A 22,825-nucleotide genomic window follows, 5' to 3' on the forward strand; every position below is an offset into this window, starting at 1 on the left:
AATGACGGTCGGCCCCACCACTACCCCAGCGGCAAGCACTTGCGTCCTGCCATCGTATGGTTCCTGTGTCGACGGATCTCAGCGCGGAAAAAGAACCTCGCCCATTCCAAGCACTGCGTTATCCCCGCCATATTTGCGCGGTGCGCTCCCCAGAAGCGGCCGTTTCAAAATGCCCTCGGCAATCAGATAACGATCGATGATGGCGGCGAAGACGCTTTCGGGTGCGCCGCATTCGACGAAGCTCGGCGACATGCGTGCCGGCGCGCGATCGAGAAGGATCGAACCGCGACGCATCAGATAGCCGGGCATCTCACCGGTGCCACCGGCCACCACCAGGGTGCCGGCGATCATACGGCTGCCTGCATGGTCACCGGAGCCTTTCAGCACCGCGATCAGGCCGCGCCGCATGCGGTCCGCGGCGAAGGCGCCCGCTTTGCCCCTGACGATCAAAACACCGCCGTTCATGCCGGCCAGTTCCCCGACGAGCGGCGCACCGAGGTCGTCGCCGGCATTGCCTGTTATCTCAAGCCTGCCGCCGCGCATGCCGGAGCCGGCGTGTGGACCCGCATTGCCTTCGATCGTGAGCTTGCCACCGCGCATAGCGCGCCCGGCCTGGGCGCCGGCATTGCCAACGAGGCGAACCGACCCACCCCGCATGCCTTGCGCCACAAGGTCGAGGCGCGTGCTTCCGCCCTCGAACACGATGTTTGTCGGATCGCTGCCGGCGACGCGAAAAATGTCGCCCACCTTCGAGCCGTGCTTCGTCATGCCGATCTGGATTCTTTCAACGTCGCGCCTGTCGATCCCGGCCAGCCGCTCCGGCGTCAGCGGCGACAGGTCAAGGCGCTCCGGCGGCTCGGCAACCAGGGTGAAGGTCAGCGCCTTCATGGCAGCATATCCTTCAGCGAGTAGATGAATTTTCCGAGCTTGCCGCCGTAATTGCCGGCGCTGATCCGAACCGCGCCTCTTTTCGGGCCGAGCTCTATGACAGCCTTAATGCCGGCCTTCATCGCGGCGGCAACTGCATCATTGGTCTCACCATCGATGACGATTTCCAGGACGGCGTTGATGTCGGGACCGAGTTCACTCGCGACGACGCCGCGCAGTGTCGGCGCGTAAGCTTCGTTGGCCGAGGCGATCATGCCTTTGTATTTGCCACCAATCTTGGAACCCGAACGGGCAATGCCGCCCGGAAACGGCACGATGGCGCCAGGCACCATCCCGATCGCACCGACGGCGGCCTCGGCAGCGGCCAAAGCGTTGGCGCTGCTTTGCGCCATGACAAAGAAATTGCCGCCACCGACAGCTTCCTTCGTCAGTCCGGTCGTTGCTTCGCACAGGAACTCGCCATCCATGACGGGAATACGCCAGAAATGCCTGTCGCCGATCTTCTTGGAGATTTGCCAGCCGTCGCCGAAATAACGCAGTGCCGAACCGAGCTTGAGCTCGGCGCTGCCCTGCAGCCCGGCAAAGCAGGCGGAACCCGGCGAGGTCAAAACGCACTGGCCGACACGATTGAGCAGTTGTTTCTGCAATTCGTCCGTTCCCATCGCGAAAATCATGACGCGGCAGCCCGGCCGGCCATCCGGTGTGGCCGATGGCGGCAGGTCGAGATCGATTGCCGCTTCGCAGCCGCAACCGATCACCGAGGTGGCGAAGCCGGTCATTGTGATCGCCGCCTGGCGAGCCCATTTCCGGCTCGGCGCGGTGATGACGATGGCGGTTGCGCGCATGCCGAAGGCTTCCGCGAAGGTATCGTCGATCGTTACGCCATTGATGCTCATGTTCGGCATGGCACCTCGCCGAATGGCTGTTCGCGCGCAATCGCGGAATCCGGGAAATTAAACCAGTCCAGCGACAGGCCGTAGCGCTGCTGGTGATAGTCCTCGAGCCGTCGCACCATTGCCTTGTCGACAGGCGGCTTGAGCCTCAATGCCTTGCCCCAGCGGTAATGGATGATTTCCCCGTCTTGCACGACGAGATCGCCATCCTTGAAAACATACGCCGCCTCTCCGAGCATTTTGGCGATACTGCGGTCCCTGCGATAGACAGCGACGTCGGCTGTTGCGCCGGCGCCGAGATGGCCTCGATCCGTCAAGCCGAGCAGCTTGGCCGGCGCCGCGCGCGTCATGATGGCGATTTCCTCGAACGTGTATTCGCGGTCGATTGCGGCCAGGGTAGAGAGCGCCAGGGCGGGTAGGGAAAGTCCGGCGGCCATTTCGGTGCGCGCTTCCCGGCTCATCAGCAGTTCGAACAGCGCCGGATAGGCGGTAAAAGGTGCACCGTTGGGATGATCGGTGGTGAAGAACACACGCCAGGGATCGTCGATCAGGAGAAAAAGCTCGAGCCCGATCGCCCACTGCATCGTGCCGTAGAAGTCCTTGCCATAGCTGTAGGGCACGATGCCGCCGCCATTGCCGTCACCGTCATGAATGACGGTCTTTTTCGGGTGTGCGCTGCCACGCGCCGAAAACTGCCGCATGACGTCGGAGGAGACCGTGACCGTCTGGCCGAACATCACCTGGCCGATATCGATGGTGACTTCCGGCGTCGCGTTGACCAGTTCGGCAAGCCGTGCGGCGGCAGAGGAAAACCCGCGTTTTCCTTCCGTGCCATAGCCATAGAACTGGAGGTGGGCGAGATGCAGCGGCAGTCCATCCGCCGCTGCAATCGTCGCAGCCGCCGTATCCGCCGATCCGGGGCTGCCCAGATTGTTGCAATGGACATGCAAGGGATGCGGCAGGCCAAGATTGTCGACGGCGGCCTGCAGCGTCTTGACGATCTTGCGCGAACTGACGCCATAGGAAGGCACGACATCATCCAGCGAGAAGGTGCGGACGTTCTCCTTGAAGGCGGCCGCCGCACCGGCGTTGATCACCTTGACCCCAAGCGCTCGCGTCGAAGCGACCGTCCAGGCGACATAGTCCTCGATCATCGTCCGGGGGGCGTCGTCGCGGATCATCGACAACAGGAAATCGTCATTGCCGAGAATGGCAAGGGTCGCTTTGTCGATGATCGGGATGTCGGCCAGTTCGAGATGCGTGTGCAGCGCCGCTCCCGGCGACATCGCCGGCTCGACGACCGTCGTAAAGCCCATCTTTGCGTAGAGGCAGCCGGTCTGGAACGTCGACCAGCCGGCATTGGCGAGCGGCGTCATTGCTGGCCGCAGCTGATGGGCGGCATGCTGTTCGGGCAAGAGCAGCCGCGCGGTGTTCACATTGCCGCCACCGATGTGGGAGTGGATGTCGATGGCGCCAGCCATCACGATGCAGCCGCTGGCTTCGACGGTCCGGTCGGCCGCCCCTCCCGCCGGCGCCGGAACGATCTTGTCGTCCTTGATCCAGAGGTCGCCTTTGCCGAGACGGCCGTTGACGGGATCGATGATGTCGCCGTCGGCGATTTTCGTCAGCATGGCAGTGGCTCGAGGAAAGCGTGGGTAGCGATCAGGCGGATGATCGTCGCGGCGGAGGGCAATTGCGAGGCCGCTTGCGCATCGATCGACCTGAGCGAGCCCGTGCGGCTGGAGTAGACAACCGCATCGTGATCGACCCCAGCCTCGCCGATGGCCATGGTGACTGCGGCGCCGGCAACCGGCTTTTCCGTTTTCGTCAGCACAATCAGCGCCATGCGTGCCCTTTTTTTCTGTAGTTGGGCCGTTGCGGCGGAGATCCGCAGGTGCAGGTCAGCTTCGCCGGCAGCGATCATGCGCTCCACATCGCAGCGCCAGGGATCGAATTCAGGGAGGCCGCGCGCAAAGCCGGTGCGCAGCGGAAAACCTGTCATCCAGGCCGAGGCGAGCGCGCTTCCCCACCCGTTTTCGCTCGCCGGCAGATAAAGGCCGGATGCGCGCGATTTGCGATTGAGATCGGCGATCAGTCCTTGCAGCATCTCCAATGCCAAGCCTTCGGCGGCGTGGCCTGAAAACAGGAACACGGGAAAATGCGCGGCCGCCAGAGCTTTGGCAAAATCATTGAAATTCGACACCGGTTGCGATGTACGCCGCCCTTTGTACTGTGCCCTCAGTGCCGCCAGCGTGGCGGTGAGGCTAGCTTGGCCACAGGAAAGTTGCGTTGCCTTGCGTCCGCCGTTCAGCGGCGGCACAGACATCCCGTTTGGGCCTACCACGAAGAACGCGCGCTGGTTGCCGGTCGAGAGGTCGGGAACCGTCCCGGCAAGTTCGCCAACAAGACCATGATGGATCCGCGGGAGCTCGCCCACGATCACCACGACATCGGCACGCCGGCGCGTCTCTCCGGGGGCGACGGTCATTGCCCCCTTGTCGGTAAAAAGCGCGGTCTCTCGGGCAAGTGCCGCACCATCGGCATGGTCGTATGCCGCGCCAGCCCGCTCAGCCAGCGCGATCGCCGCCCTCGTGCCATCTATATCCGTATCAAAGCTGAAAACCGGGCACCGACTTGACGACAATAGCGACGCGGCATGCGCAGCCGCGTGCTCAATCAGCGCTTCCCGGTTGCCGATCCAAGCAACCGCCATTCGCTAAACTACTTTCTGGTGCCGGCTCGATCCTAGACGAAACTGGATTGGCCGTGAACCCCACCCTGCAGCGGATCAGCGAATGTTTTCATACGCGTCAACAAATTCCGACCCTGCTTAGTCATATTTGACGTAAGCGAAGCGTTGATCGGTCAGTGGAGTGCCCTCCAGTGCCCCGCCTTCCTTGGCCGGCTGCCACTGGACAACATCCTCGATCTTTTTCGCCAACTCGAAATCCTTGTCGGTAATGCCTTTCGCCGCGTGATTCGTCAGGCGCACCTCGACCCAGGCATAGGAGGCGGTGATATCAGGATGGTGCCACGCCGCCTCGGCGAGATGACCAACCGTGTTGATGACCATGAGCGTCGATTTCCAGCTGTGGGTCTTGTATTTGCGCCGGATCCAGCCGTTTTCATAACGCCATTTCGGCAGCTCCTTCTCAAGCCGGTCGGCGATCTCGGCTTCCGAATAGACCTTTTCCTTGACTGTCTCGTTCATCTCGACCTCCGCGAATTGCTCGGTCTGTCACACGCCGGAGCCGGCAAACACGTATGCGTTCTCTTTGGCTTGCCCCATCGACGAAAACAGTTATCATGGTACCGGGCACCTAAACTTCCATGATGCATCCATGATGCACCCATCGGGGGGCAGATGTCGAATTCTGTTACCATACGAGTGCCCGCTCGCCTGCACCTTGGCTTCCTTGATCTCAATGGCGATGCTGGACGGCGGTTCGGCAGCGTCGGGCTTCCATTGAGCGAACCCGAAACCGTCGTCACCCTGTCGCGGTCCAGCGAGACCATCGTCGAAGGCTCCGAGAGCACCCGCGCCAGCGAGCATCTGTCGACGCTCTGCAAGCATCTCGGCATTCGCGGCCAGCACCATCTGGTGGTCGAGCAGTCGATCCCCAGTCATGCGGGTCTGGGCTCCGGCACGCAGATCGCCCTTGCCGTCGCCTCGGCGTTGCGCACGCTCCACAATCTGCCTCTGGACATCGCCGGCGACGCTAACCTGCTCGAGCGGGGCGGCCGATCCGGCATCGGCATCGCAAGTTTCGAAGACGGCGGCGTCATAGTCGACGCCGGCAAGAACGACCGCGGCGGAACGCCTCCGGTCGTCGCGCGGCTGCCGTTTCCGGAAGAGTGGCGCGTCCTCCTCATCCTCGACCATTCCGGGCATGGACTGCATGGAGCAGCCGAGGTTGCGGCGTTTCGCTCGCTGCCGCCATTCCCAACGGCAGGCAGTGGGGAGATCTGCCGGAGGGTGCTGATGGGCATAATGCCGGCTTTGGTCGAGCGGGACCTTCCGGCATTCGGCGCCGCCGTCACCGCGATACAGATGCTGATCGGCAGCCATTTCGCCCCGGCCCAGGGCGGCGTGTTCACCTCGAAGCGGGTCGAGATGGTGGCCCACTGTCTCAATGAAGCAGGCGCCGTCGGCATCGGCCAGAGTTCCTGGGGGCCGACAGGCTTTGCCTTCGCGCCATCGCAGGACGCCGCACTCAAGTTCGTCGACGCGGTTCGGAAGACGACAGTTGAGGGCGGCCTTGAGGTCAAGATCGTCAAGGGCAGGAACTCCGGCGCGAAGATCAGTTCAACCAGGCTGGATCTCGTCGGCAGCTGACGCTTCAGTTTCAGGCAGAAAGGCAAGAAATGGCCCGCAAACACATCCTGCACATGCTGACACCGTTGAAGCAGATGAGCCCCTTCGACGTGAACATGGCGCTCGACGCAGGTTTCGACGCCGTCGTCCCCTATGTCGATGTGGGCTTGGCCGAAGTGACGGGACTGGTCCAGGACGCGATCTTTTCACGCCCGCCGGATGCGGGTGTCGACACCGGCATCTTCATCGCCGGGAAGGATGCCTCGTTGGCGCTCGACATGTTCGACGCCGCGAAGAAGGCGATGGTGCCGCCTTTCCAGGTTTCGGTATTTGCCGATCCAGCCGGCTCGTTCACCACAGCCGCGGCGATGGTGGCCAAGGTCGAAAAGGCGCTGGAGAAGAAATTCCAGCGTGCGCTCAGGGATACGAGGGTGGCTGTTTTCGGCGCCACCGGCGTCGTCGGCTTCTGCACCGCCGTCATCGCGGCAGGGGAAGGTGCCCGGGTCACACTTGTCGGCCATGACGGCATCGAACGGGTCAAGCAGATCGCGGCCGAGATCGAAAGCAGGTTCCACCTCACCGTCGATGCGGCTGACGGATCGAGCGACGCCCGCAAGACAAAGCTGGTCGAAGCCAACGAAATTATCCTGGCTTGCGCCAAAGCTGGCGTCCAGGTGGTCTCCAAAGCCCAATTGAAAGGCAATGACCTGCTTATTGCGGCCGACGTCAATGCCGTTCCCCCGGCCGGCATCGAAGGATTGGCCGTCAATGCCAATGGTGATCCACTCGATGCGGCAAAAGCTGTCGGCATTGGTCCGCTTGCCATCGGCAATGTCAAATATAAGGTCGAATTCGGTCTCTTCAAAAGAATGATCGAATCCGAAAAGACGATCACGCTCGGTTTTCAGGAAGCGTTTTCCCTTGCACGCGAGATTGCCAAGTAACGCCGGATCTCTCTTGATCGCGGCAATTTCAGGCCGGGCGCTGGCCGCCGCCGCGCGTCGCGCCGGCTATCGTCCGCTGGTCGCCGATTTCTTTTGCGATACGGACACCGTCGCGCTCGCAGAACGCGCGACAATGCTGCCAGGCGACCTGCAAGGAGGCATCGACGGCGAGCGCATCATCGACACGCTTCGGCGATTGGCTGGCGACGACCTGCCGGCCGCCATTGTCCTGGGCTCAGGGTTTGAGCGGATGCCTGAGACCGTGGACAAAATCGCGCGACACTTTCGGCTCGCCGGCAATGGCGGCGCCGCGATCCGCAGGATCAAGGATCCGCAGTTGCTGGCCGATGATTGTGCCGAACTCGGCATCCCGCATCCGCAACTGCGATGGGACCAGCCGCCTGACCCGGAGAACTGGGTGGTCAAGACCGCGGGCGGCGCCGGCGGCGGACACGTCAGACGAGCAGCCGGAGAAAGCCCGACCGCCGGCCGCTACTTCCAGCGCTTCGTTGCCGGTCGCAGCATCTCGGCCCTGTTCGTCGGCAATGGTCAAACCGCGCACCTCGTGGGTTTCAGCCAACAATGGACGTCTCCCGCCCCCACAGCGCCCTATCGCTACGGCGGCGCCGTACGGTTGAGACGATTCGATCGCAGACAGGCGGCGGTCATCGGCGGCTGGCTCTCAAGTCTGACGCGGCGCGCCGGCCTGCTTGGATTGTGCAGCGCCGATCTGATCCGCGGACCGGATGGCTACACGTTCATCGAGATCAATCCGAGGCCGGGCGCCACCCTCGACATTTTCGACGATGTTGACGCGCCATTGATCGAAGCGCATCTGCGCGCCGCGACGGGTCAGGTCTTCCGCTTGCCGCGCTTCGTCGATTCGATGGCGTCGATGGTGACCTACGCCGCGACGCCAATCACTCACTTTCCGTCGATTGCCTGGCCTGAATGGACAGCGGACCAACAGTCGGCTGGCACCCGTCTGATTGCCGGCGACCCTGTCTGCACGGTCTTCGCGCGCGGTCCGAGCGCCCAATCGACCAAGCGGCTCATCAAGGGACAAGCCAGCCAATTGCAACTCCAATGGGAAGGAGACCGGACATGAAAAACGGTTCGGCATTCCTGAACGACAATGCACAGCGCATCGTTGACGGCATGATCGGCGACGCCGAACGCCTGCGTATCGTCGTTTCCAAGGGACCATTGGGGGAGCGCCTGATCGATGCCGGCGCCAAGACCGTCGGCAGCGTCGAGGCCGGGATGCGCATGGCTGAGGCTGCGATGGGCGGTCTCGGCAGCGTTTCGGTATTCATGGATCGCGCGTCACAGCAATGGCCGTTCACCGTCGAAGCGCGATCTTCGCAGCCGGTGCTGGCCTGCCTGGGCAGCCAGTATGCGGGCTGGAACCTGTCTGGCCAGGACTATTTCGCGATGGGATCTGGGCCTGCGCGGGCCCTCGCCCGGGTCGAACCGCTGTTCGAAACACTTTCCTATCATGACATCGCATCGTCCGCGGTGCTTATCCTTGAGACGGCCGAACCGCCTCCCCGCGCGACCGTTGAGAAAGTGAGCAAGGCAACTGGACTGGCGACGGAAAAGCTCACCTTCCTCTACGCGCCGACACAAAGCCTTGCCGGCGGCGTGCAGATCGTGGCGCGCGCGCTCGAGGTTGCCCTGCACAAGATCAACGATCTCAAATTCCCGCTGGAAAACGTTGTCGACGGCATCGGAACGGCGCCGATCCCCGCCCCCCATCCGGATTTCCTGACCGCTATGGGCCGAACCAACGATGCCATCATCTATGGCGGCAGCGTCCAGCTCTTCGTCAAAGGATCGGCGAAGGAGGCTGGCAAACTTGCGGAAAAACTTCCCAGCAGCGCCTCACGGGACTACGGCCAACCCTTCGCCGAGATATTCACGCGGTTCAAGGGCGATTTCTATGCCATCGACCCGTTGCTGTTCAGCCCGGCTGAAGTGATCGTGACAGCGATCGAAACCGGCGATACTTTTCGCGCCGGTCGGCGTGATCTGAAGATGCTCGAACGGAGTCTCGGCTAGGGCATGGCGGTGCAAAGGGATTCGTCTGTCATTCGCCCGCCCGGCGACTGCCTTCCGTGCAGCCCTGCCGCGGACGCTGCCATGAGGGCGTGGAATCGCTCGCGCCGCCGACATTCCCGCACCCGAGAGGCCACATGATCCCTCGCATCCTGATCGTCAGCGACAAAGTGGACACCGGCTCCAACGGCCTGGCGGCAGGACTTGGTCGGGGGGGCGCCGCCGTTACAGCCGTGCCGCTGGCGGCGATCGCATTCGATACCAGCAGCCCGAGCGGACTTGCGATCCCCGGCTTCGGCGGCACGCTGCCCGTCGCCGTGCTCGTCCGTTCGATCGCCGCCGGATCGTTTGAAGCGGTTACCCGGCGCCTCGGGGTGCTGCACGCGTTAAGCAGACTGTCGGTTCCCGTATGGAATTCCGCGCAGGCGATCGAGCGCTGCGTCGACAAGTCGATGACGACATTCCTCCTGAAAAATGCCGGCCTGCCTACGCCACGCACCTTTGCCGTAGAAGGACTTGCCGTCGCCGAGGAGGTCGCGGCGCAAGAGCTTCCGCGGGGCCCGCTGGTGCTGAAACCATTGTTCGGGGCGCAAGGCCGCGGCATAAAGCTGATCCGCACGCTCTCGGACCTGCCGGCCGCAGAAGAGGTGAACAGCGTCTACTACCTTCAGCAATATGTGTCGCGTGCCGGTCCGCCTTTCCGGGATTTCCGCGTGTTTGTCTGCGCCGGAGAGACCGTGGCGATGATGAGCCGCATCAGCGACGACTGGATCACGAACGTCAACCGGGGTGGCGTGCCGGAACAGGTTTCCGAACATGGCAAGGCGGAACTGGCATCGCTGGCCGTCGCTGCGTCAGCCGCGGTCGGCGCGGATTTTGCCGGCGTGGACATCGTGCGGGCTGACGACGGCAATCTGTTCATACTCGAAGTGAACAGCATGCCCGCATGGTCGGGATTGCAGTCGGTGGTCGCCGTGAACATCGCCGAAGCAATCGCCGATGCCTTGCTGAAACTTCTGGCCGATCGCGCCGAGGCGGCCGCCGCACCGCGGCCCTACCGTTTTGCCGCGCCTGCGAATTCGTGAGGGCGGGCAAGTTGGCGCTTTCGCGTGAACGCCTCCGGGCCAGCTATAAGAATGCCTGCAGGATGGAGATCGAAGCCCTAAAGCCGGGCAACGTCCATCTGTTCGCCGACGGACACGGCATGTCCGCCGCCCAGTTCATGACAAGTGCGGAGGTTTCCTCCGGGCCGCTGACCGATCCTCGTCTGCCGGTCGGGCAGCGGATGCTGGAGGCGGTGCGCGCGACACGACTGGCGGTCGCAACCAATACCAATCTCGGAATCATCCTTCTGGCAGGGCCTCTGATATGCGCCGCCGAAATGGGCGGTGACAGACTGCGTGACAATCTCGATTCGCTGCTTCGGGCTTTGAGCGTGCAGGATACCAAGGCGGTATTCGAGGCGATCGTCACGGCCGCGCCAGGCGGCCTCGGAGAAGCCGCCAACGATGTGCGGCAGGAGCCGAAGGTCCATTTGCTGGACGCGATGAGGGAGGCTGCCGACCGCGACATGATCGCTCGCCAGTACAGCAACTGTTTCGGCGACGTGTTCGGGGTCGGGCACGCCGCGCTGGATGGAGCGTTGGCACGTGAAGAAGACGGCATGTGGCCGACGGTGTTCGTCTACATGGCGTTTCTCGCCGGCTTCCCCGACAGCCATGTGATGCGCAAGCACGGCGTTCACGTCGCAAATCAGGCGCGGCAGGAAGCCGTTGCCGTTCAGGCGGCGCTCCATGCCGAGGGCGACGAACCGTCGCGCATTCGTCTGCTCATGGAGTTCGACCGCCGGCTGAAGGCCGACAACATCAACCCCGGCACCTCGGCCGACCTCACCGTGGCTACTCTTTTAGTCCACACCCTCGCCCTCACCTTGCATAATCGCGGCGTTGGTGCTTGACTTCCAAAAGCGGAAGCTGTGCTTCCGCGGCTATCTAGCCAACCGGTCCGGGCAAATCCGGACGCTGCCAACAAGGATAGCTGTCCATCGAGCGCCTGCTCGGTTGCAGCGTCCGTGGACATCATAATTGTGTCTTGGAGGAAATTGGCATGGCAAAAATCTCAAAGGTTATGGTCGGTGAATCGCTGGTGGGAGACGGCAACGAAGTCGCGCATGTCGACCTGCTCATCGGCCCGCGGGGGAGCGCGGTCGAAACGGCATTTTGCAACGCGCTTACCAACAACAAGGACGGCTTTACTTCGCTTTTGGCGGTGATCGCGCCCAATCTTCAATGCAAACCCAACACCGTGATGTTCAACAAGGTCACGATCAAGGGCGCCAAACAGGCGGTCCAGATGTTCGGCCCGGCGCAGCACGCCGTGGCAAAGGCCGTGCAGGACAGCGTTGCGGACGGGACCATTCCGGCCAACGAAGCAGACGACGTGTTCATCTGCGTCGGGGTATTCATCCATTGGGACGCGGCGGACGACGCCAAGATCCAGAAATACAATTACGAGGCGACAAAGGAAGCCATCCAGCGCGCCGTTGCAGGAACCCCGACCGCCGCCGAAGCAACGGCCCAGCGCGACAAGGTCAAGCATCCGTTCGCAGCCTAGACAAGAGACAGCCCCGCACAGGAAAAACCCTCTTCTGAGACGGATGGTCTGTTGCGCCGGCTGAAAAAGGTTCTGGGCTTTTGAAACGTCAGCTCCCGAAGGGCGCACGCCCTTCGGGAGCTGACGAGCAACGATGATCAGGCGCCGAGTGACGCGAGGCGGCCGGGCGTGAGCGTAGCGTTGTGCAATGAGGTTGCGACCAGTGCCGCGGCGACGCCCATGGCGGACAAGGCCCTGATGTCGTTCTCGTCGCGGACACCGCCGGCCGCAATGACAGCGCGATTTCCGGCCTTGGCCTTGACCTCCTGCAACCGCCCGAAGTCGGGACCGGCGGCCGCACCGACCTTGGCCAGCGTCATGACAATCACCTTTTGCGGCCAAAGCTCGGGCTCATCGAGAAGAGAACGCGGCCCGCAAAAACTATCGCCGACGAAATCAAGGGACAGGATGAGATCGGGATGATCGCGAAAACGCCGCAGCAACATGTCGTCTCGCTGCGATTCAGAGCCCAGAACAGGAGACAGCGAGCGTTCGGCAAGCGCCGCCAAAAGTGTCTTTTCGTCGGCCACGCCGGCATCGACCCAAAGTTTCGGCGGCTCCGCCATCGTCCTCAGCCGGGCGAGTGCGTCGCTGTTTGGCGCTCCGCCTTCGATAGCGTCCAGATCTGCGATGTAGAAGGTGGAAAAAGGATAAAGCCCACGCAGTCCTTCAGCGACCGCGACCACATCAGGGCTTCGGCTGAGCGGCGTAACGATCGGCCTGTAGCGATCGCGTTTTCCCTGCTGGGCGCGAACCACCACGCCGTCTTTCAGGTCGAGAACCGGAATGATACGCAACGCTTTTTCACCGACCAATTGCCCCCGTCATGAAAGCTTGAAGCGTGGAAAAAAGAAAGGGCATCATTGCCGGTTTCGACATTGGCGGCGCGCATCTGAAGGTGACCCGCGCACAAGACGGTCGCATCGTCGAGGCGGTAACGATCGCAACGCCGCTCTGGCAAGGGCTGGACAAGCTGGCTTCAGCCCTCGACGAAACGGCTCCGATCTACGCGGGTGCGGATCTCAACGCATTCACCATGACGGGCGAACTGTCGGACATCTTTCCGTCCCGCGATGCCGGCGTGGCGGCTCTGCTGGGTCAGATTTCCACCCATTTCCCCGCAGACAAAAAGCTGGTCTATGCCGGACCGTCCGGTTTCGTCGGAGTCGAGCGGGCAGCGCAGCTGACCGCCGATGTGGCTTCCGCCAATTGGCACGCGACAGCCTTGTTGGTGGCAAAACTCGCCGGCGATGCCCTGTTCGTCGACATGGGCTCCACCACCACCGATATTATTGCCATCAAGAACGGCGCCGTGGCCAATGACGGCTACACCGATGCCGGACGGCTTCTAACCGGCGAATTGGTCTATACCGGCTTTACCAGGACATTCCTGTTCGGCGTAGCCTCGTCGGCTCCCGTCCATGGCAGGCTAACGCCGCTGATGAACGAATATTTCGCCTCGATCGCCGACGCTCACCGCATCCTGGGCGTGCTCGACGAGGACGACGACAGGCACCCTCCCGCCGACGGCAAGGAAAAGACCGTGGACGGCTCGATCGCGCGGCTGGCGCGCATGGTGGGGCGCGACGCCACCGACCTCACCCCGCCGGAATGGGGTGAAGTCGCGCGCTGGTTCAGCGAGCAGCAACTGCGCAAAGTGCACGATGCAGCGGCGCTGGTTGCCGGAACCCTGTCTCGGGATGTCCCGATCGTCGGCGCCGGAAGCGGTCGCTGGCAGATCAGGCGGCTGGCCGAACGCATGGAACGCAGTTACGTCGATTTCGCCGACATCATCCCCGCCGATGACACTGTTCGCGGGCAAGCGAGCAGCGCGGCACCCGCGTCCGCGGTGGCGCTTTTGGCGGCATATCCTTCGTAAGCAGGTTGCGGCGCTCGCGCCTATGCTCGCGGGTCCTCGCTACCCGAACCTTTGGCGGTCAAGTGATCGCTGATACGCTGCATCAGCCAGCCCCAGGCTTCCTTTTCGCCCTCGCCTGCGGTCTTTTCGATGGCAATTGAAAGGTAGGCAATTTCCGCCTCGATCTTGTCGCGCGGCAGCATGCCGAGCCGGCTGACCAGGATGGCCAGCTCAAGCACCGCCGCCTTGGCTCGGTTGAGGCCGGTGAACGGCGCGCGCGTTTCCTCCCGCACCACGCGGCAGAAATGGCGGGGGCGCACACCATTGTCATCGACCGCCCGGACTTCGAGGCCCGAATACGCCAGCGCCGCCTCGAGCCTCGGCACCGGAAACCCGTCAACCGGAACGGTTGGCCAATGCTTGCGGCCTGTCAGGCAGCCGGCAAAGACACGCACGTCGTCAGTATAATTGGCGATGGCGAACGGCACTTCGGCGAGATTGTCGAGCGTGACCGACGGCCGGAACGGCGCGATAACCCAACCGTCATTCTCGGCAATGATGCCGATCGGCGCGATGTGGACGTTGCCTGCCTTGTTGACCGTCGTGATGATCGATTCGCGAATGTAGGGCATGGTCCTAGCGCTCTTTCCTTGCGCGGAGCGTCTTGCCCGGCTCGGCAAGACGGGTACGGTCGGTTTCGGGTGCCGGCGCGGCAACGCCCCATGCGAGCGGCTCGTCCTGCACATAACGCTTGCCGAGGCGCCACGCGATCTCCGCCTTCATCAGTTCCGCGCCGAGGTAAAAAGCGTGTGCGCCATCGGCGTTGACGTCCAGCCCGGCAAAAAGTTCGAACGCATCCGTGGCAACCGCATGCCCTTTGCTATTGAAAACATGGATGCCGTCCTCCGCTACCGCGATCCGGAAGTTGGCATCGCGCACCTGGGCCGCCAATGCCTCGATATCGTCGGTTGAGGCTGTGAAAGGCTTGCGATCGTGGACCTGCAACAGGCCTGGGTGATAGCCGCGCGGCAACGCGCCGTCCATGCAAGCAGCCAACATGACGCGGCGGGCGATATCGTGCTCCTCGATCGTGCGCACCGTGTGTGGGCTGACATGCACCGCCAGCACGTTCCGGATCCGGAGTTCCGAGCAGAGCCCCGCTAGAACGGCTGTAACGCCGGAACTGTCGGCGTCGGTCAATTCGGTGAGATTGCCGGTGCCCATCAGCAATTCGATGTCCGGCCAACGGCGCCGCGCCTCGATGAAGCGCCCGAGTGAAACGGCGAAGCCGAAATGGATCGGGTCGAGCACGGGATCGGCAATGAAGGCGACGCCGGCCTTTTGTGCCGCGGTAATCGCCCGGCCGAGCGAATCCAGATCGCCGGGGATGGAGGGTATCAACACTGCCGTAGCCCGATGGTCGAAGATCAACGGCAGCGTGTTCTCATCGAGGCTGAGAAGATAGTCCGCGCCGGCGTGCGCACCGATCGACAGTTCGTCTGCGCTGGCCGAATCGACGCTGACCACAAACCCCTGTGCCTTGAGTGCCCGCACTGCCTCAGCCAGCAACGGAAACGGCGTCTCCGGCAGGCAGCCCAGATCGATGACATCGGCGCCGGCCGCAGCCAGCATCGAGGCCCTCGCCATCAGGGCCTCGACCGACAGCATCGGCGCATCGACGATCTCGGCGAAGATGCGCATATCGTGACGCGTCAGATCCGGCGGTTTGCCCGCCCGGCCAAGGAAGGCCGGAAGGTCGGCGATCTCGTCGGGGCCGCGCACAAAGGGCACGCCGAAATGCTCCGACAGGTGTTCGATGTTTCCCCGATAGCGTCCGGGCAGGATGACGCGGTCGACGTCTCCTGTCAGAGTGAGCCGACGCTTCACGATGTCCTCGCTCATCAGCGCGGCGACCTTGACGCCGACGTCGACGATTTCCCACGCGAATTCGGTTCTGCCCAGCCCGGTCAGCAGCCGTTCCAGCCGCGCCTTGGCCAGATGGCCGGTAAGAAAAACCAGCCGCTCAGCCATCGCTTGCGAGTTCGGCCTGGCGCCGTGTGAGCGAGGCTTCCAGATCAGCGAGCGACTCGACCACCAGGGTCCGCTCGAAACTCTTCAACTGTTTGGTATTTTCCAGGTCGATCCTGCGCGGATAGACCTTGACCAGCCCGTGCGGTGCCTGGGTTTCGAGTTCCGGCGCGGTGTCGCAAGCAAAGACGATGGCTGGCACACGGCACTTTCCCGCTTGGGCAAAGACATTGGTGGCGAGCGTGTCGGAAATGCCATGCACGCATTTGGCGACCGTGTTGGACGTAGCCGGCGCCACCACGACCGTGTGATAGACACCGTGGTAGAATTCGCCGACCGGGATCGCGCTCGCGGTCTTGTCGTGCAGCACGCGCGTCGTCTCCGGGAAATCAAGTTTAAGCTTGTACATGCGCAGCACTTCGTTGGCGGCCTTAGACACGAAGACATCGCAATGTTCGAGCTGGCGAACAAGTGCGAAGCTCTCCGTAAAAAAATGCCCGGAACCCGTCAAAACCCACGCCCAGCGCGGCACATGCAGCTTCACCATCGGCTATCCCGCCTTCTTTGCCGACGACCCTGTTGAAGCCACTATCCGGATGCCGGGCAGCTTGCCCGACGCGAGCATCGCGCCGGCCCCGGCAGCATCCTTCGGACCGGCGAGATGGAAATCGATGCCGTCGGGCAGCATGGCGGCAAAGCCTGGGTCGACAATGCCTCGGGCCCTCAGGCTGTCAGCGGTATCGCTGTCGAAGAATGCACCGGTCTGCTTGACAAGCAACAGCGCGTTTGCGCCAAGCTTGCCGGCAAGCCAGGCGGCCAGAGAATCGGAGGTAATGTCCCAGGAGGCCGGAACATCCAGCGCCGCCAGTGCCAGTGACGACGGCAGCCACACCGGAACCTTCCCCGCCTCCAACACTCGCCCGATCTCGTCCAGCGACCGTGCCGGCGCCAGCCTTTCGTCCCGGTCGAGGATGACATGGCCGAACTGCTCCATGGCCAGGATCGCCATGGCATGAGCGGCGGTGTCGGAAAAATCCATGCTGGTCTGCGTCTCGCGCACATGATCGGCAAAGAGCCCGCCGCCGGGCACGATGACGATCGGCAGCCTGGAACCCGCCAGCGCTGCGATCCAGCTCTTCATCTCCGCCGCATGGGCCGTGCTGCCGCCAAGCTTGACGATGGCCCGTCGAAGCATTTCGGGGCGCTCCTGGCGCGGCCGGAAAACAACGCTTCGGTCTTTTCGGCCAGCAATGCCGGAGGCAGCACCGCGTCCCGCCGATTGGCGCTTGCGTTCGATCTCAACGCCGACGCCGCCAGGGCCGAGCTCGAGCTTTTCCACCCTAACCGTGACGCGCACGACACGCTGGTTCTCCAGCACGTGCGCTGCCACCTGCTCGGCCAAAGCCTCGCTGAGCTGGATATGGCCCCGCGCGATGATGGTGCGAATGCCGTCCATGATGATGTCGTAGGAGAACACATGGCGCATGTCCTCGGGATGGTCGGTGATTTGCAGCACGTCGGCGATCACATCAAAGCGCACTTTTTGAGTATGGCCATGCTCGAAGCTGTAGGCACCGATCTGGACCGGCAGAACAAAATCCCGCACAAAAATCCTGTCCGTGCCCAGTGTCGGGTCGGTGTCCGGCGAATAGCCTCTCGCTGCCAACAGGCGATAGTCGATACTCGATTGATCGCCGGTCCCGGATTCCGCTGGAATCAACTCGCGAATCTGCGAGACCGCCTCGGCGCTGATCGAACTCGTGCGACCGGAATGGCCACACAGCGCCCCCCGAAAGCCGAGAAAATCGGGAGCGAAAGGCAATAGGCGCGGAATATCCGGAGCTTCCAGCGATCCACTCAGGCCGACCATCAGACCGAGCGATTTCGTTCGATCGACGAATCCCGGAATACGCTCCGGCGGCAGATGATCGAGCAGCCGGCCCTTCCCCTTTTGCGCGGTATCAACCATCACGCCGTGGAAGCGATGCCTGGCGAACATCGGCAGAAGCTCGAAGTCCGGCGCCAGATCGGCAAACAGCACGGCAATCAGCTTCGTTCGTGCGGCGAGCGGTTCAAGCGCCTGTGCGCAGGCAGAGATATTTGCCGAAGGAAAAAATCCGATCTTCACATAGTCGACGCCGGTCGCCGCGATCTCTTCGGCCTTGATGCGGATCGTTTCGGGTTCCATCGGCAGGTCGCCGCAGACAGCGCTGACCGGAGCCCGACCCGCGATGAAAGAGATCGTTCGGAGCATGGTTTCCATGGACACCGCGCCCAGGGCTCCCGCCTTCGGGTCCTTCAGGTCGACGGTATCGACACCTCCAGAAAGAGCGATCTCCGCCTCTTGGATGCCGGTGACGCTTGCCAGCATTCTGGTCATTTGAACAGTTTCTCCAGTTTGGAGGACAAGACGCTTTTATAGAGGCGGTCGATCCCCCTGCGCCACGTCTCGCCGGTGTTGCCATGCGAATCGACGCTGGCGACCTTCCGCACCGTTCTGGCAGGCGCGAAAAGTCGTCCTATAGGGTTTGATAAATTTTGCGGGTCGGCTAAGTTGATCATGGGCACCTTGACTTGGCGCGGGTCCGGCAACCGTCGAACCTCTGCGCAAGAATGGGTAATTACTATCGATGACGAGCGCGGTGCCAGGCACTCTCGCTGCCTTTTTGTGCTTTTTTTCCCTGACCGTCAACGTTTCCGACGCGACAGGCCAGGAAACGGTGGCGAAGCCGGAAAAAAAGATAACTGAAATCAAGATAGGCTATTTGCGGGCCTACGCACCGCAATTGACGCTTTCCATGCTCGACCTGCCGCCACGTGACGAAGGTGTCGCCGGTGCCGAGGTGGCGATCGGCGACAACAACACGACGGGAAAGTTCACCAACCAGAAATTCAGCCTCGACGTGACCGAGGTCAAGCCCGACGGCGACGCGGTTCAGGCATTCGAAGGCATGATCGCCAAGGGCGACCGCTATGTGGTCGCCGATCTTTCAGCCAAACAATTGCTGTCGATCGCCGACATCGCCCGCGACAAAGGCGTGCTGATCTTCAACGTCGGCGCCACCGACGACAGCCTTCGCGAGGAGGACTGCCGCATCAACGTTTTCCATATCGCGCCGACGCGCAGCATGCTGGCCGACGCGCTGGCGCAGTATCTCATGGTGAAGAAGTGGCCGAATTGGGTGCTGCTCTATGGATCGCATGAGCAGGACCATCTCTACGCCGATGCGCTGCGCCGCGCGGCAACCCGCTTCGGCGGCCAGATCGTCGCCGAGAAGGAATTCAAGGATACCGGCACAGCCAGGCGCACCGACACCGGCGCCACGCAGATACAGCAGCAGATTTCCGTGTTCACGCAAGACCTCCCGGAGCACGACGTGGTGCTTGTCGCCGACGAAAGCGAGGTTTTCGGCACCTACGTGCCCTACCGCACCTGGACGCCGCGGCTGGTCGCCGGCACGGCCGGTCTGGTTGCATCGTCATGGCATCCCGCCAGCGAACAATGGGGCGGCATCCAGATGCAGAGCCGCTTCCTGAAGACGACGAGCCGGCGGATGCTCTCCAAAGACATGTCGGCCTGGACCGCGGTGCGTGCGGTCGGCGAGGCCACCACGCGCACCAAGGGCGACGATGCGAAAAAGATCAGCGACTATATACGCTCTGACGATTTTTCGGTTGCTGCTTTCAAGGGGCAGAAGCTGACCTTCCGCAAATGGAACCTCCAGCTTCGCCAGCCGATCTTGCTTGGCGATACCAAGTCGGTCGTCTCGACATCGCCACAGGAGGGCTATCTTCACCAGGTCTCCGAACTCGACACTCTCGGTGTCGATCAGCCGGAAACGAAATGCGCTCTCAAGTAGAGTCAATCGGGAGGAATTTGCGTGCAGAAACGAGCTTGCGCATTCGCCATTCTCGCGGCCGGCTTCACGGCCAGCCCGGCATCGGCCTATACGGCTTACGTGTCCAACGAGAAGGACAACACGATGACCGTCGTCGACACGGCGACGATGCAGGTGGTGAAGACCGTCGAAGTCGGCCAGAGACCTCGCGGCATCACCATCTCGCATGACGGCAAATTCGTCTATCTATGCGCCAGCGATGACGACACGATCCAAATCATCGACACCGCGACACTTGAAATTGTCGGTACGCTGCCATCCGGCCCCGATCCCGAATTGTTCGTCCTCTCGCCCGACGGCAAGACGCTTTATGTCGCCAATGAGGACGACAATCTCGTCACCGCCATCGACGTCGAAAGCAAGCAGGTCCTGGCCGAGATACCAGTCGGCGTGGAGCCGGAAGGCATGGGTGTCAGCCCCGACGGCAAGACCATGGTCAACACCTCGGAAACCACCAGCATGGCGCATTTCATCGACACCGGCACGCATGAGGTGACCGACAATGTGCTGGTCGACACGCGCCCTCGCTTCGCCGAATTCAAGCCCGACGGCTCGCAGGTCTGGGTCAGCGCCGAGGTCGGCGGCACCGTCAGCGTCATCGACAACGCCAAACGCGAAGTGGTGAAGAAGATCCAGTTCGCGATTCAGGGACTGCGGGCCGAAACCATCCAGCCGGTAGGCATCGCCATCAGCGCCGATGGCAAGAAAGCCTATGTCGCGCTCGGCCCGGCGAACCATGTCGCGGTGATCAATACCGACACTTATGAGGTGGAAAAATACATCCTCGTCGGCCAGCGCGTCTGGCATCTGGCCTTCACGCCCGACCAGAAAACGCTGATCACCACGAATGGCAATTCCAACGATATCACCTTCATCGACACGGCCACCGACGAGCCGGTCCAATCGCTCACTGTGGGCCAGCAGCCCTGGGGTGTGGTCATTTCGCCCAAATAGCAGACATTGATCATCGGGAGGCTCAAGACATGAAACTTTGCCGTAGGTTTTTCTTCGCCGCGCTCGCCGGATTTGTCCTTGCTCCGATCGTAGCAAACGCCGACGATGCGACGTCAAAACCGTCGCGTGCCAGCAAGAACCTGCCGGAATTGATTATCGGTTCGGCCGATTCCACCTATGCGGTCAATCAGAAGGACTTCGAGCTGATCGCCGGCCAGGGCTATCGCTGGAAGATCACGTCCAAGGGCGGTTTCGAGTACAAGTTCGTGACCGATCTCTTCCGCAATGTCTGGATGGACCAGATCGTCATCAACGATTTGGAAGTGCATATGGACGGCGGACCGGCCTGGCTGGAATTCGACGACGCGGGAACGATCCAGGTGCAGTTCCATACCGTTCGCCCGGGCGAATATACCTGGTCGGTTCCCGACCTTGCCGACAAGGGACTGAAGGGCAAGATTACGATCAAGTAAGACAAAAGGCGATCAGGGGCGCCAATAGGCCAACGCGTCCTGAAGGAGCGATCCGGTATGCAGCATATGAGGACAAGCGGACCGGGAGACGAGGTGGCGGCGCTCGATGTCCGAGCCGTCAGCCATTCCTATGGCCAGAAGCGGGCGCTCAACGACGTCTCCTTCTCGATCGCGCCGGCGACTTTCACCGTTCTGCTCGGCCTCAACGGGGCCGGCAAGACGACGCTGTTCTCACTGATAAGCCACCTCTACGACACGCGTCACGGATCGATCCGCATCTTCAGCCATGACATTCGCCGCGCGTCCGGCGAAGCACTCAGACGGGTCGGCATCGTGTTCCAGGCACGCACGCTCGATCTCGACCTCAGCGTCTACCAGAATCTCTCCTACCATGCCTCGCTGCATGGCATTGGCGGACGCGAAGCTCGCCAGCGCATTGCCGCGCTGCTGGAAACGGTCGACATGCAGGGCCGCCAGCATGACAAGGCACGCAGCCTCTCCGGCGGTCAGATGCGGCGCATCGAAATCGCCAGGGCGCTGCTGCACCGACCTTCCCTGCTCCTGCTTGACGAGGCGACCGTCGGCCTGGATATCGAATCTCGTGCGGGCATCCTCGCCACCATCCGCAAGCTCGTCCAAGCAGAGGGCATCGGCGTGCTCTGGGCCACGCATCTGATCGACGAAGTCGAAGACGCCGACCATGTCGTCATACTGCGGCGGGGTGACCTGGTCGCCAGCGGCAAGGTGTCGGATGTGATCCGTGCGAACGGCGGAAGTTCGATTCGCGAAACCTTTTCGAAGCTCAGCCGCGTCGATGCGGCGGGCATGACGGAGACGTCGCCATGAGCGCTCCTGCGATGCCCGGAAAGGTCGCCGGCATCATGCCGTTGCGGTCTGAGCCATTCGGCCTGCGCCACTATCTCATTTGCCTGAAAGGCGTCGTCCTGCGCGAGTGCCTGCGCTTCCTGCACCAGCGCGAACGCTTCATTTCCTCGCTGGTCCGGCCGCTCGTCTGGCTGTTCATCTTCGCGGCCGGCTTTCGCCAGGTGCTTGGCGTGTCGATCATCCCGCCCTACAAGACCTATGTGCTCTACGAGGTCTATATCACGCCGGGCCTTTGCGGCATGATCCTGCTGTTTTCCGGCATGCAGTCTTCGCTGTCGATGGTCTACGACCGCGAGATGGGCAACATGCGCATCCTGCTGGTCAGCCCGTTTCCACGCTGGTTCCTGCTGGTGTCGAAGATGCTGGCCGGTGTGGCCGTATCGATCGTGCAGGTCTACGCGTTCCTGATCGTTGCCTGGTTGTGGGGCGTCAAAGCGCCGCCACTCGGCTACCTCTATGTTCTGCCGGCACTGTTCCTGTCGGGCATGATGCTTTGCGCGCTCGGCATGCTCTTGTCTTCGCTGATCAAGCAGCTTGAAAACTTCGCCGGCATCATGAACTTCGTCATCTTTCCCGGCTATTTCGCGTCTCCGGCGCTGTATCCCTTGTGGCGCATCCAGGAGGCGAGCCCCCTGCTCTACAAGATCTGCCTCTGCAACCCGTTCACCTATGCCGTCGAACTGATCCGTTTTGCCTTCTACGGGCAGATCGAATGGCTGTCGCTGGGCGTCGTCGCCGGCTGCACGCTGCTGTTCCTGGGCGGCGCCATCATCGCATACGACCCTTCGCGCGGTTTGGTGATCCGCAAACAGGACATGGGAGGAAACGCCTGATGGCGCGAATGAGACTTGTTCACACTCTGGTTCTGGTCACCACGCTTGCGTCGATGGGGGGCGCCGGCGCGGCAAACACCGATCCCGACTGGCCCTGCATGCAGCGTAAGGTGCCACAGCTCTCGCTTGGCCAGATCTGGAATGG

23 protein-coding genes are annotated in these 22,825 nt (G+C 62.3%); 13 read left to right on the forward strand and 10 right to left on the reverse strand.

The window, feature by feature from the left end:
• Positions 1-78: 78 nt before the first annotated feature.
• The 5 genes from A9K65_RS23575 to A9K65_RS23595 form a co-directional block, all read right to left on the reverse strand.
• The gene (locus tag A9K65_RS23575) at positions 79-888 is read right to left on the reverse strand and encodes a formylmethanofuran dehydrogenase subunit C (protein WP_064995349.1); all 810 of its coding nucleotides are present in this window, start codon (positions 886-888) and stop codon (positions 79-81) included.
• Positions 885-1,793: a formylmethanofuran--tetrahydromethanopterin N-formyltransferase gene (fhcD, locus tag A9K65_RS23580; RefSeq protein WP_063172014.1), complete on the reverse strand. Its 909-nt coding sequence runs from the start codon at positions 1,791-1,793 to the stop codon at positions 885-887. Before fhcD ends, A9K65_RS23575 begins: the two co-directional genes overlap by 4 nt.
• Entirely contained in the window at positions 1,781-3,412 is a 1,632-nt protein-coding gene (locus tag A9K65_RS23585; protein ID WP_064995350.1) for a formylmethanofuran dehydrogenase subunit A, read from the reverse strand. Before A9K65_RS23585 ends, fhcD begins: the two co-directional genes overlap by 13 nt.
• Complete coding sequence (locus tag A9K65_RS23590) at positions 3,406-4,494, reverse strand: hypothetical protein (protein ID WP_063167857.1); 1,089 nt, start codon at positions 4,492-4,494, stop codon at positions 3,406-3,408. The genes A9K65_RS23585 and A9K65_RS23590 overlap by 7 nt, the downstream gene beginning before the upstream one ends.
• A 117-nt stretch (positions 4,495-4,611) precedes the next feature.
• On the reverse strand, positions 4,612-4,992 hold the full coding sequence (locus tag A9K65_RS23595) for a 4a-hydroxytetrahydrobiopterin dehydratase (protein ID WP_013532029.1): 381 nt from the start codon (positions 4,990-4,992) through the stop codon (positions 4,612-4,614).
• A 153-nt stretch (positions 4,993-5,145) separates the two neighbouring features.
• On the opposite strand from A9K65_RS23595, the gene A9K65_RS23600 reads away from it, so the two are divergent.
• The 7 genes from A9K65_RS23600 to fae all read left to right on the forward strand — a co-directional run bounded on the left by A9K65_RS23600 (position 5,146) and on the right by fae (position 11,711).
• The gene (locus A9K65_RS23600; protein WP_024504393.1) at positions 5,146-6,117 is read left to right on the forward strand and encodes a beta-ribofuranosylaminobenzene 5'-phosphate synthase family protein; all 972 of its coding nucleotides are present in this window, start codon (positions 5,146-5,148) and stop codon (positions 6,115-6,117) included.
• 29 nt (positions 6,118-6,146) lie between these two features.
• Positions 6,147-7,040: an NAD(P)-dependent methylenetetrahydromethanopterin dehydrogenase gene (locus tag A9K65_RS23605; RefSeq protein WP_013532031.1), complete on the forward strand. Its 894-nt coding sequence runs from the start codon at positions 6,147-6,149 to the stop codon at positions 7,038-7,040.
• A gap of 13 nt (positions 7,041-7,053) precedes the next feature.
• Entirely contained in the window at positions 7,054-8,148 is a 1,095-nt protein-coding gene (locus A9K65_RS23610; protein ID WP_063172010.1) for an ATP-grasp domain-containing protein, read from the forward strand.
• The gene (gene mch / locus A9K65_RS23615) at positions 8,145-9,101 is read left to right on the forward strand and encodes a methenyltetrahydromethanopterin cyclohydrolase (protein ID WP_084016234.1); all 957 of its coding nucleotides are present in this window, start codon (positions 8,145-8,147) and stop codon (positions 9,099-9,101) included. The genes A9K65_RS23610 and mch overlap by 4 nt, the downstream gene beginning before the upstream one ends.
• Positions 9,102-9,190: 89 nt before the next feature.
• Entirely contained in the window at positions 9,191-10,183 is a 993-nt protein-coding gene (locus tag A9K65_RS23620) for a RimK family alpha-L-glutamate ligase (RefSeq protein ID WP_245321880.1), read from the forward strand.
• Positions 10,180-11,055 (forward strand): triphosphoribosyl-dephospho-CoA synthase, encoded by an 876-nt coding sequence (locus A9K65_RS23625; RefSeq protein WP_338039876.1) that lies wholly within the window; start codon positions 10,180-10,182, stop codon positions 11,053-11,055. The genes A9K65_RS23620 and A9K65_RS23625 overlap by 4 nt, the downstream gene beginning before the upstream one ends.
• Before the next feature lie 149 nt (positions 11,056-11,204).
• The gene (gene fae / locus A9K65_RS23630; protein ID WP_013532036.1) at positions 11,205-11,711 is read left to right on the forward strand and encodes a formaldehyde-activating enzyme; all 507 of its coding nucleotides are present in this window, start codon (positions 11,205-11,207) and stop codon (positions 11,709-11,711) included.
• 137 nt (positions 11,712-11,848) lie between these two features.
• On the opposite strand, the gene A9K65_RS23635 is transcribed toward fae, so the two are convergent.
• Positions 11,849-12,547, reverse strand: coding sequence for a HisA/HisF-related TIM barrel protein (locus A9K65_RS23635; protein ID WP_063173658.1), 699 nt, complete (start codon positions 12,545-12,547; stop codon positions 11,849-11,851).
• Between the two features lie 44 nt (positions 12,548-12,591).
• Between A9K65_RS23635 and A9K65_RS23640 the strand changes: the two genes are divergently transcribed.
• On the forward strand, positions 12,592-13,629 hold the full coding sequence (locus A9K65_RS23640; RefSeq protein ID WP_064995353.1) for a hydantoinase/oxoprolinase family protein: 1,038 nt from the start codon (positions 12,592-12,594) through the stop codon (positions 13,627-13,629).
• Between the two features lie 20 nt (positions 13,630-13,649).
• Here A9K65_RS23640 and A9K65_RS23645 read toward each other — a convergent pair whose 3' ends face one another.
• The 4 genes from A9K65_RS23645 to A9K65_RS36090 are packed head-to-tail and all read right to left on the reverse strand — an operon-like array spanning position 13,650 to position 18,016.
• Positions 13,650-14,240: a DUF447 domain-containing protein gene (locus A9K65_RS23645; RefSeq protein WP_064995354.1), complete on the reverse strand. Its 591-nt coding sequence runs from the start codon at positions 14,238-14,240 to the stop codon at positions 13,650-13,652.
• A 4-nt stretch (positions 14,241-14,244) separates the two neighbouring features.
• Positions 14,245-15,639, reverse strand: coding sequence for a DUF6513 domain-containing protein (locus tag A9K65_RS23650; protein ID WP_064995355.1), 1,395 nt, complete (start codon positions 15,637-15,639; stop codon positions 14,245-14,247).
• Complete coding sequence (locus tag A9K65_RS23655) at positions 15,632-16,183, reverse strand: flavoprotein (protein WP_013532041.1); 552 nt, start codon at positions 16,181-16,183, stop codon at positions 15,632-15,634. The genes A9K65_RS23650 and A9K65_RS23655 overlap by 8 nt, the downstream gene beginning before the upstream one ends.
• A gap of 3 nt (positions 16,184-16,186) precedes the next feature.
• Positions 16,187-18,016, reverse strand: a complete 1,830-nt coding sequence (locus tag A9K65_RS36090) for a (5-formylfuran-3-yl)methyl phosphate synthase (protein WP_084016236.1) — start codon at positions 18,014-18,016, stop codon at positions 16,187-16,189.
• A 250-nt stretch (positions 18,017-18,266) separates the two neighbouring features.
• On the opposite strand from A9K65_RS36090, the gene A9K65_RS23670 reads away from it, so the two are divergent.
• From A9K65_RS23670 to A9K65_RS23690, 5 genes are read left to right on the forward strand one after another with little or no spacing between them, the layout of a single operon-like run.
• A complete protein-coding gene (locus A9K65_RS23670; RefSeq protein WP_027162614.1) occupies positions 18,267-19,496 on the forward strand; it encodes an ABC transporter substrate-binding protein in 1,230 nt (409 codons plus the stop codon).
• A 21-nt stretch (positions 19,497-19,517) separates the two neighbouring features.
• Positions 19,518-20,489 carry a YVTN family beta-propeller repeat protein gene (locus A9K65_RS23675; protein ID WP_013532045.1) on the forward strand — a complete coding sequence of 324 codons (972 nt, stop codon included), beginning with the start codon at positions 19,518-19,520 and terminating at the stop codon, positions 20,487-20,489.
• A gap of 29 nt (positions 20,490-20,518) precedes the next feature.
• The gene (locus A9K65_RS23680; protein ID WP_013532046.1) at positions 20,519-20,962 is read left to right on the forward strand and encodes a hypothetical protein; all 444 of its coding nucleotides are present in this window, start codon (positions 20,519-20,521) and stop codon (positions 20,960-20,962) included.
• Positions 20,963-21,019: 57 nt separating this feature from the next.
• Entirely contained in the window at positions 21,020-21,808 is a 789-nt protein-coding gene (locus A9K65_RS23685; RefSeq protein ID WP_024504382.1) for an ATP-binding cassette domain-containing protein, read from the forward strand.
• Between the two features lie 35 nt (positions 21,809-21,843).
• On the forward strand, positions 21,844-22,680 hold the full coding sequence (locus A9K65_RS23690) for an ABC transporter permease (RefSeq protein WP_063173657.1): 837 nt from the start codon (positions 21,844-21,846) through the stop codon (positions 22,678-22,680).
• Positions 22,681-22,825 lie beyond the last annotated feature (145 nt).

Source organism: Mesorhizobium sp. WSM1497, from assembly GCF_001672455.2.
Lineage (GTDB): Bacteria > Pseudomonadota > Alphaproteobacteria > Rhizobiales > Rhizobiaceae > Mesorhizobium > Mesorhizobium ciceri.